This is a genomic window from Pantoea sp. EKM20T, assembly GCF_011800485.1.
Classification (GTDB): Bacteria; Pseudomonadota; Gammaproteobacteria; order Enterobacterales; family Enterobacteriaceae; genus Pantoea; species Pantoea agglomerans.
Genome location: NZ_JAALFW010000039.1, coordinates 1 through 752, shown reverse-complemented (window position 1 = coordinate 752; position 752 = coordinate 1). Strand labels below are relative to the sequence as shown.

The 752-nt window shown below is 51.1% G+C and carries 1 tRNA gene and 1 rRNA gene; both read right to left on the bottom strand.

From position 1 onward, the window contains the following. Window positions 1-346 (bottom strand): 23S ribosomal RNA (locus HFD94_RS22785); the annotation flags it as partial. Window positions 347-558: 212 nt separating this feature from the next. Continuing rightward, a tRNA-Glu gene (locus HFD94_RS22780) sits at window positions 559-634 on the bottom strand. Window positions 635-752: the final 118 nt, after the last annotated feature.

The following is a 752-nucleotide window of genomic DNA, read 5'->3' as shown; positions in this document are numbered from 1 at the left end:
TTTTGTGTACGGGAGTATCACCCTGTACCCTGCGACTTTCCAGACGCTTCCACTAACACACAAGCTGATTCAGGCTCTGGGCTGCTCCCCGTTCGCTCGCCGCTACTGGGGGAATCTCGGTTGATTTCTTTTCCTCGGGGTACTTAGATGTTTCAGTTCCCCCGGTTCGCCTTGCAGCACTATGTATTCATGCTGCAATGATGCACAGAGTGCACCGGGTTTCCCCATTCGGACATCGACGGCTGTAGCGGTTCATATCACCTTACCGTCGCTTTACGCAGATTAGCACGTCCTTCATCGCCTCTGACTGCCTGGGCATCCACCGTGTACGCTTAGTCGCTTAACCTCACAACCCACAGGCGTTTTACAACGCTGCGAATTGCAAGCATTTGAGAGACTCGAACGCATCGCCTTGTCATCCCTTATTACGGAGGAATGACGCGCTGCGTCGTTTCAATTTTCAGCTTGTTCCGGATTGTTAAAGAGCAATATCTTAAACATGACTCGTAAGTCATCTTTAAGATATGTGGGTAACATCTTTCACCTGTCACCAAGCTTTGGCGTCCCCTAGGGGATTCGAACCCCTGTTACCGCCGTGAAAGGGCGGTGTCCTGGGCCTCTAGACGAAGGGGACAATTAAGTCTGTCTTCGAAAGACACTTTGCTCGTTATTTTCTATCAGACAATCTGTGTGGACACTGCGCGGGAAGGTATCTTCAGGTAAGGAGGTGATCCAACCGCAGGTTCCCCTAC